General features: G+C 57.6%; 8 protein-coding genes. 4 read left to right on the top strand and 4 right to left on the bottom strand.

The window, feature by feature from the left end; genetic code table 11:
• Window positions 1-207 precede the first annotated feature (207 nt).
• Window positions 208-477, top strand: coding sequence for a DUF2277 domain-containing protein (locus VN577_10305; GenBank protein ID HWR15212.1), 270 nt, complete (start codon window positions 208-210; stop codon window positions 475-477).
• Between the two features lie 2 nt (window positions 478-479).
• Here the strand turns inward: VN577_10305 and VN577_10300 are convergent, their stop codons facing one another.
• On the bottom strand, window positions 480-950 hold the full coding sequence (locus tag VN577_10300; GenBank protein ID HWR15211.1) for a VOC family protein: 471 nt from the start codon (window positions 948-950) through the stop codon (window positions 480-482).
• A gap of 342 nt (window positions 951-1,292) precedes the next feature.
• On the opposite strand from VN577_10300, the gene VN577_10295 reads away from it, so the two are divergent.
• Window positions 1,293-1,811, top strand: a complete 519-nt coding sequence (locus tag VN577_10295) for a polymer-forming cytoskeletal protein (protein HWR15210.1) — start codon at window positions 1,293-1,295, stop codon at window positions 1,809-1,811.
• Between the two features lie 318 nt (window positions 1,812-2,129).
• On the opposite strand, the gene murJ is transcribed toward VN577_10295, so the two are convergent.
• Window positions 2,130-3,719 carry a murein biosynthesis integral membrane protein MurJ gene (gene murJ, locus VN577_10290; protein HWR15209.1) on the bottom strand — a complete coding sequence of 530 codons (1,590 nt, stop codon included), beginning with the start codon at window positions 3,717-3,719 and terminating at the stop codon, window positions 2,130-2,132.
• 52 nt (window positions 3,720-3,771) lie between these two features.
• Between murJ and folK the strand changes: the two genes are divergently transcribed.
• Complete coding sequence (gene folK, locus VN577_10285) at window positions 3,772-4,290, top strand: 2-amino-4-hydroxy-6-hydroxymethyldihydropteridine diphosphokinase (GenBank protein ID HWR15208.1); 519 nt, start codon at window positions 3,772-3,774, stop codon at window positions 4,288-4,290.
• Here the strand turns inward: folK and VN577_10280 are convergent.
• Window positions 4,287-5,633: an amidohydrolase family protein gene (locus VN577_10280; protein HWR15207.1), complete on the bottom strand. Its 1,347-nt coding sequence runs from the start codon at window positions 5,631-5,633 to the stop codon at window positions 4,287-4,289. The genes folK and VN577_10280 overlap by 4 nt on opposite strands.
• 112 nt (window positions 5,634-5,745) lie before the next feature.
• On the opposite strand from VN577_10280, the gene VN577_10275 reads away from it, so the two are divergent.
• Window positions 5,746-6,771: an acyltransferase gene (locus tag VN577_10275; GenBank protein HWR15206.1), complete on the top strand. Its 1,026-nt coding sequence runs from the start codon at window positions 5,746-5,748 to the stop codon at window positions 6,769-6,771.
• Here the strand turns inward: VN577_10275 and hemG are convergent.
• The gene (gene hemG, locus VN577_10270) at window positions 6,768-8,228 is read right to left on the bottom strand and encodes a protoporphyrinogen oxidase (GenBank protein ID HWR15205.1); all 1,461 of its coding nucleotides are present in this window, start codon (window positions 8,226-8,228) and stop codon (window positions 6,768-6,770) included. The two genes, VN577_10275 and hemG, sit on opposite strands and share 4 nt — an antisense overlap.
• Window positions 8,229-8,236: the final 8 nt, after the last annotated feature.

The following is an 8,236-nucleotide window of genomic DNA, read 5'->3' as shown; positions in this document are numbered from 1 at the left end:
CTTGTGCCTCGCAGCTAAGTCCTTTGTTATCAAATTGATGTTGTAAGTAGCTGTAGAATCAGCAACTTATAAGTCCTTTGTTTTCATAGTCTGTCGTGTAAGTGGTTTGTTTTCAAATCCGGGAGGGGGGTGGGGGGACCCACAAATCGAGCTACGCAGGAGCAGATGTGCCGGCAGTCTAAAATAGGCTGAAAGGGGTGAGCCGAGATGTGCCGCAACATCAAAATTCTGTTCAACTTCGACCCGCCGGTCACCGACGACGAGGTGCGTGCCGCCTCGCTTCAGTTCGTGCGAAAGATCTCGGGCTTCAATAAGCCATCGAAATCGAACGAAGAACCGTTCAACGCCGCCGTGGAAGAGATCTCCGCCATCGCCACCCGCCTGCTGCTCACGCTGCAAACCTCGGCGCCGCCGCGCAACCGGGAAGAAGAAGCCGCCAAGGCGAAGGCCCGCGCCGCTGAACGGTTCGGTACTTAGCGCTAGCCCTTCGCCGCCGCCTCGAGCGCGGCGATATCCAGCTTTACCATCTTCATCAGGGCAGCCATCACCCGGCTGGACTGAGCGGCGTCGCCGCTGCTCGTCAGCCTCCCGAGAGCCGTGGGTACCACCTGCCAGGAAAGGCCGTACTTGTCCTTGAGCCAGCCGCACTGCACTTCCTTGCCGCCCTGCGTCAGCTTCTCCCAGTAGTAATCAACCTCCTCCTGGTTCTCGCAGTGGACGACGAACGAGACCGACTCGTTGAACTTGAACACCGGGCCGCCGTTGAGCGCCATGAACGTCTGCCCGTTCATTTCAAACTCCACCACCATGACGGTCCCCTTCGGCATCGGGGCGGAGTCGCCATAGCGGCTGATTTTTGTGATCTTCGAGTTCTTGAAAATGGAGGTATAGAAGCGGGCGGCCTCCTCGGCCTCGTTGTTGAACCACAAAAACGGACTGATCTTCGACATGTAGGTTTTAACTCCTCACCAGTATGTCGAACGAGAGCCAGCGGAAATGACACGCCCTGGACGGAATTTCACCTTATCCACAGTACTAGGGAATGAAGCTGGCTTGTATAGGTACTTCTTCGGATATATCGTACTGAGCGTGACCAGCACAATTTGCATGGTTGAGGAAAGTTTTCGTGGCGCCGGTATCGCCACGAGATCGCGACACAACGACAATCCAGAAACTCGCCTTTAGATTCAGTGACTCACGAACGCGCTGGTTACGCGGAGGCTGAGGAAATGTTTGGTCATTCGTGTGCGATACAAAATACCTATCCCCCGCAAGAAAGGATGTAGAAGTAAATGTGGAAGCCCACCAATCAGCAGCAACCTAGCCAGCACACGCCGGAGCCGCAGCGTCCGACGCCAACCCCGACGACCGTGAACGAACCCACGCCCGTCACCGCACCCCGCAACGCCACCCTGAACACCGCCGATCAGGCCACCATCGGCAAATCGCTTGTGATCAAGGGCGAAGTCACCGGATCCGAATCGCTTTATATCGATGGCCGCGTGGAAGGTTCCATTAACCTCTCCGGCAACCGCGTCACCGTCGGACGCAACGGCGTGGTGAACGCCAATATTTCGGCTCGTGAGATCGTCGTACTCGGCAAGGTTCGCGGTAATCTGGCCGCGAGCGATCGCGTGGACATCCGTACGGAAGGCTCGCTGACGGGCGATGTCGTTGCCCAGCGTATCTCGATCGAAGATGGCGCCTTCTTCAAGGGCGGCATCGATATCCGCAAGCCCGGCCAATCGGCCGATCGCAAGCCCAACGGCGAAGCGAAGGATACGGCGGAAGCCACCGCAGCCGCGCGGTAACGCGGACGAGTCTTTCTTGTTCGGGAGCACGGGTGCCGTTCGCGGCACCCGTATGCATCCGTCTGTAGGTCCCCTATGGTTCAGAAGTTGCTTAGTATTCTCTCCCTGTCTTGCCGGCATCGCAGAACTACACAACCCTTCACGGCCTCCTCGTCGGTGAAAACCGCCAAAGCGAGCGGTGATTGGGACGTAGTCGATTCAGCGCCAAGCCACTACGTGGTGTGCCTGGACTGCGGCCGCAAGTTTCCCTATGACTGGTCGAAGATGCGGATGGTGAAGTAGCTCTTTTTTCCCTCGAGTCTTCCGTCACCGGAAAGCCTAAGCGGTCTTTCGCCTCCGAAGGGCCATGGGCAGTTCCGAGCGGGTGATCCAAAGGCCTGCCGCTACCGCTGCGCCCCAAGTCAATGTGGCGAGAGCCAGCCGCTCAAGGTCACGAACCCGCGATCCGTCGAGTTGAATCACATTGGCTACCTGGTAGCTGAGTCCGCCGGCAATCACCGCCGTCAGCAATGCCTTGCCGAGTTCCTTCCAGCGCAATGCGCTGAGCGGGACTGTTCCAGCCCGGCTCAGCATGAAGGCAAACACCAGGGTGTTCATGAGGATGCCAATATCGGAGGCAATGGCCAGGCCCACGATTCCGAGTCCGTGAAACAGTGCCCAGTACACCGGAACGACCGCGACGGTGATGACGGACGTTGCGATCATGGGTGTGAGCGTGTCGCCTGCCGCATAGAATGCCCGCGAGTAGATTGCCTGCGCTGACCAGAAGGCCAGTGACAGTCCGAACCAAAGAAAGAAAACGGCGGTTTCGCGGGCGTCGGCGAAGGTGAAGCGTCCGCGACGGTAGACGAGGTCGATGACCGGCAGCGCCGTCGCGAACATCCACGCAGAAATCAGGAACGAGGCAGCCGAAATGCGATACACGGAGTCGCTCACCGACCGCGAGAACTCCTCAATACGCTTCTCATTGAATAACCGCGCGAAAAATGGAAGCGAAGCCGCTCCCGCAGCTTGCCCGAGCACGGCCATCGGCACCATGAACAACCGTTTCGCATAGTTCAGTCGCGTAATGTCGCCTGCACCGCCAGAGGCGAAGTAGCGCAGAATCCAATCGTCGGCCGTGACCAGCGAGACACCGAGCATCAGTGGGATCGTCTTTCGTATCCACTCACGAAATCCGGGATCACCGATGTCGAAATTTAGGGCAAATTTGATGGAAGTCCGGCGGGCCGCCAACGCGTTGATCAGAAATGGCCCCAGCACGGCTCCAGCGACGGCTCCGATTGCCAGTGAGGCAATGCCGAACTGGCGCGAGAGGAGGATTCCTCCAAGGATGATACCGACGTTATAGATGATGGGGCTCAACGACGGGAACAGGAACATCCGGTGCGACTGAAGTACCGCCGAAATCACACCGCCAACGTAAAAGAAGAGCTGCGCCGGAAGCAGGATGCGCGTGAGGTGGACACAGAGTTGTGCTTGTTCGGCCGTGAAGTCGGGAAAAATGACGCGCACGATCTGTGGCGCAAATATGGTCGCCAGCACGATTCCCACGACTAGTACGGCAGACATCACGGTGACAATGACTGAGAATGTTTTGTCGGCACTTTCTTCGTCGTTATTGGCAAGGTAGCGTGTGTAAATCGCGACGAAGGTGATCGAGGTCGTCCCACCAGCGAGGATGTAGTTCAGGAAATCCGGCAACGTAAACGCCGCAACGTAAGCGTCAGTCTGAAGACCCGCGCCGAAGGCCCAGGCGATGTATGCTTCGCGGATGTAGCCGATGATGCGCGACAGCATCACCGTGCTCATGAGGAGCAATGTGGCCGAAAATGCGGAGTGCTGGTGCGAGGGTCGCAGCACGCGAAGTACGCGCTGCATCAGGCCGGATGGCGCAGGTGTGGACATCTGCCGCGATTCTACATGGCTTCCGCAGGCTCACGGTTGCGCAAAGAGATTCGTGGCTAAGCTTCCGGATGAATGTTCAAATATCTGTGTGAGTGAGACGGCTTATCTATCACTAGGATCGAACATCGGAGATCGCGAGGGAAACCTGCGCGAGGCGATTCGGTGTCTTTCGGAGTTCGGCGAAGTGAGGAAAGTGTCGTCCTTTTATGAAACCGAACCGGTGGAGTTCACCGAGCAACCGTGGTTCCTGAACTGCGCAGTTGAACTCAAAACGAACCAGATGCCGCGGGACCTGCTCACCGCTGTGCTCGGCATTGAGCGAAAGATGGGACGGGAACGGACACAACCGAAGGGCCCACGGATCATCGATATCGATATTCTTTTGTTCGGTGACGAAGTATTGAAGATTCCGAACCTTGTCATTCCGCATCCGGCGATGCACGAGCGCCGATTCGTGCTGGAGCCTTTGGCGGAGATTGCTCCTGATGTACGCCATCCAGTGAAGAAGCAAAGCATTGGCAGTCTTTTGCTGGCGCTCCCAACGGATGGTCCACAAGCCAAAAAGATCTAGTCGGCCGCCACGGCGAGGTTTTTACCCGTCACCACATCCTTGTAGATCACGCCGCCTTTCATCACGAAGCCGACATTCTCGAGCACGCGCACATCCTGGAGCGGGTCGCCGGTTACGGCGATGAGGTCCGCCAGCTTTCCTGCTTCAATCGTGCCGATGTCTTTCGACCGGCCGAGGAGGTCGGCGGCGTTGAAGGTTGCGGCACGGATCGCCTCGGCGGGAGTCATACCGAAACGCACCATGAAAGCGAACTGCCGGGCGTTATCGCCGTGTGGATACACGCCGGCATCCGTACCGAAAGCCATCTTCACTCCGGCTTTGAACGCTTTCTGGAAGTTCTCCCGCTGGAGGCGGCCCACAATCTTTTCCTTCTCGATGTTCTCCCTGGGCAGGCCGAGTTCAATCGCTTTCCCGAGCAGGTAATCGTCGTTGTAGATGTCCATCACAAAATAGGTCCCACGTTCCTTCGCCAACTTGATGCCCTCGTCATCCACGAGAGACGCGTGCTCAACGGAATCGACGCCGGCCAAAATGGCACGCTTGATGCCTTCCGGGCCATGAGCATGCGACGCAATCTTTCGTCCGGCCATGTGCGCCTCGTCGGCGGCAGCCTTCAACTCATCGAGGGTGTACTGCGGCGCGCCGGGATCGTCGCCCTTTGAGAGCACGCCTCCGGTCGATATGACCTTGATAAGGTCAACGTTGTATTTCACCTGCGCGCGAATGGTGTGGCGCATCTGATCGGTACCATCGGCGATGGCAAAGCCGCGCTCTTCGGGAAACCACTTGTACTCCACCTGAGGCGCATAGTTGTTGAGGTCTCCATGGCCTCCGGTGATCGAGATACCTGGTCCGGAGGCGACGATGCGAGGTCCAATCAGGTCGCCACGGTTGACCGCGTTTCGCAAGTCAACTCCGAGGAATGCGATGGAACCGAGGTCGCGAACGGTGGTAAACCCGGCCATCAGGGTCTTGCGAGTATTCAGGACGCCGTTGAAAGCGCTGTCGAAAGGTGTGTCCTTGAAGTCGTAGATCTCGGCGTAATGGTCGGCGCGAGAGCCGAGATGGGTGTGGCAATCGATGAGCCCAGGCAGGACGGTGGCATTGGAGAGATCCACGAGCGTAGCTCCCGGGGCGATCTGAACCTCGTTGGCTGGCGCAACCTGCCGAATGCGGTCGCCTTCCAAAATAATGACCACGTTCGTTCTCAACTTATCGCCGGTCGCGTCAAACAATCGGCCTGCCCGGATGTAGGTAATGGCAGGGGTGTTGGTGCGCTGCTGGGCTGTAACAATGGATACAAAGGCGACTACTGCCAGAACCATCGCGAGGGTTCGCTTCATGGGATTCGTCTCCGGGCTTGCCGCAGTTCTAAAGAACTTAGCCATGAGCTGTCAACCGGAAGCCGGTGAGGATGCGCACAAGAGCGGGGTCGGCAGGATGCTATTCTGATTGGTGCTCGAACGACCCAAATTGAAGATAGGTATCGTGGGCGCGCTGCGCGGATTCGCTGCGTTCGCCGTCTGCTGGTACCACTTTGTCTCGGGTCAGGACACCTTCCTGCGATGGTCGGCCAAGTACGGCTGGCTGGGCGTTCACATCTTCTTCGTCATTTCCGGTTTCATCATCCCATATAGCCTTTACCAATACCGGTACTCAATCCGGGACTATTTCCGGTTTCTTGGGAAGCGAATTGCACGCCTGCATCCGCCCTACCTTGTCTCTATGGTGGTGGTGCTCGCGATCGGCTATACGCTCGCGCTGTTTCCTGCCTGGAAACTACCCGACTTTAGCTGGCAGCAGTTGTTGTCGCACTTCTTCTACCTGAACGACCTGCTCGGTAAGCCGTGGATCAACGTCGTCTACTGGACGCTCGGTATCGAGTTGCAGTGGTACCTGCTGCTTGGGTTGGTGTTTCCGTTGATTGCGCACCGGCGCGCTTCGATGCAAATTGCCGGTGCGCTGATCGTTCTACTCGGGCATCGACTTGTCCCGAACGAGTACATCATTTTTCATATCTCGCCGGTATTCCTCATCGGTATCTTCGTTTTCCAATACAAGATGGGCATCAGCAGCATGTGGCGCATGCTGATCTCGATTGCTGCCATGTTCGCGTTGATGAAGGTGCCCATCGGTATGCCGGTCGCTTCGACTTCAGCCGTGACGGGCCTGCTGATTGCCTTTGTCACATTCGAAAATCGAATTGGCAACTGGCTGGGCGAGATCAGCTATTCGTTGTACCTGCTGCACATCCCGATTGGATTGCGGGTGATCGAGTTCGGGTCCCACCTGCCGTATTCGGGATCGTACCTACTGGCGCTTGACGTCGCGGCCATCGCAGCATCTCTCTCCGCTGCCCAGTTGTTATACCGCTGGGTGGAATCGCCGTCTCAGAAATGGTCGTCGGCGATCAAGATCAAGCCCGCGCAAAAACCGAAGCCGGTTGAGGAATTGGTACCCGCAACTGCCGGCGCAGACTAGCGCGTCGCGACCGGCTGCAAGTTGATGCCGAGTTCCGGTCTTGGAATGGAAAACTGGTCGAGCAGGGAGTTGGCGGCGATCAGGCCAGAAGCAATGCAGTCCGGCACGCCGATGCCTTGATAAGCATTTCCCGCCAGAGCAAGACCTGGTGCCGCGGCGACAGCTTCGCGGATCCGCTTCACGCGATCGAGATGTCCCGGCCCATACTGTGCCATCGACTTGTTCCACCGATAAACACGCTCGGTTCGGGGCTCGGCTTCGAGCTTTATCATCTCGCGCAACTCACGGCGGACCGTGCCGAGGATTTCGTCGTCACTGAGCGAAAGCACGCCTTCGTCGCTCAAGCCTCCGAGAAACACTCGAACGATGCCCCTATCGGCCGGTGCGCGGTGAGGAAACTTGTTGTGAACGAAGGTAAGCGCACGTATGCGGCGGCGCTCCGACTTCGGTACAAGAAATCCAAAGCCGGGAGGCATCTTCGCAAGATCACTGCGGTTGTAGGTGGCAGCGACAGTTACCGAAGAGCTGTAGGAAACGGATTCGAGTTCAGAAGCGAGCGCATAACTTAGCGGCCGCAACAGCCTTCCAGCGGCGTGGGCCGGAGTTGCGATCACCACACCGTCAAAGAATCGTCGCTCCCCGTTGATTGCCACTCGCCACAGATTCCCTTCGCGCTGGAGGGAATCGACAGCGACCCCGGTTCGAATGCGATCCGCAGGGAGAAATTTCACCACGGCATCGATTAACTGCTGCATGCCGTTGTGGAGGGAAGAGAACAGAGGCCGCGGCCTGTAGTTTGGCCCCATCTTCTTCGTCATCTCCGCCATTTTCTTGCGCGCTACGAGCATGCCTTTGCTCAGGCTCCCGTACTTGCTTTCCATGTCGGCGAAGCGCGGCAGCACAGCCTGAACGCTTAGGCTGTCGGCATCACCGCCGTACACACCGGAGAGCAGCGGATCGGCAAGCCGCTCAACAACCTCCTGTCCGTAATGACGTCGCACGAGATCGCCGACAGTCTCATCGCCATTCTTGACCGGAGGCTTCGAGAAGAACTCCAAGCCCATCTTGATCTTGGTTCCCCAGGTAAACAGGGGTGTGGTGACAGTCGGCAGAATCTTGGTGGGAACCATGAACATCAGGCCGTCTGGCATCGCGATGAGCCGGTTCTTTACCACGATGTAGGTGATACGTTCGTCGTCGTTGGAGCCGATGATCTGGTCACCAAGTCCGAAGAGCTTGCAGAAATCCGTGCCGTAAGTTTTCTCGGAAAGAAATGAATCTGGACCGGCCTCGATGAGGCAGCCATCGAGTTGCTCGGTAACCATCACCCCACCAAGCCGTTCGCTGCGCTCGTATAGCGTGAACTCCAGGTCGGCGCCGGCTTCCTTTGCGCGTTGTAGCGCGGTCGCGGCAGCAAGGCCCGATACTCCAGCTCCGATAATGGCGATGGTCTTCAAATGTTCTC

It is taken from the genome of Terriglobales bacterium, assembly GCA_035561515.1.
Taxonomy (GTDB): domain Bacteria; phylum Acidobacteriota; class Terriglobia; order Terriglobales; family Acidobacteriaceae; genus DATMXP01.
The sequence above is the reverse complement of the archived record's forward strand: the minus strand, read 5'-3'. Positions and strand labels throughout refer to the sequence as shown.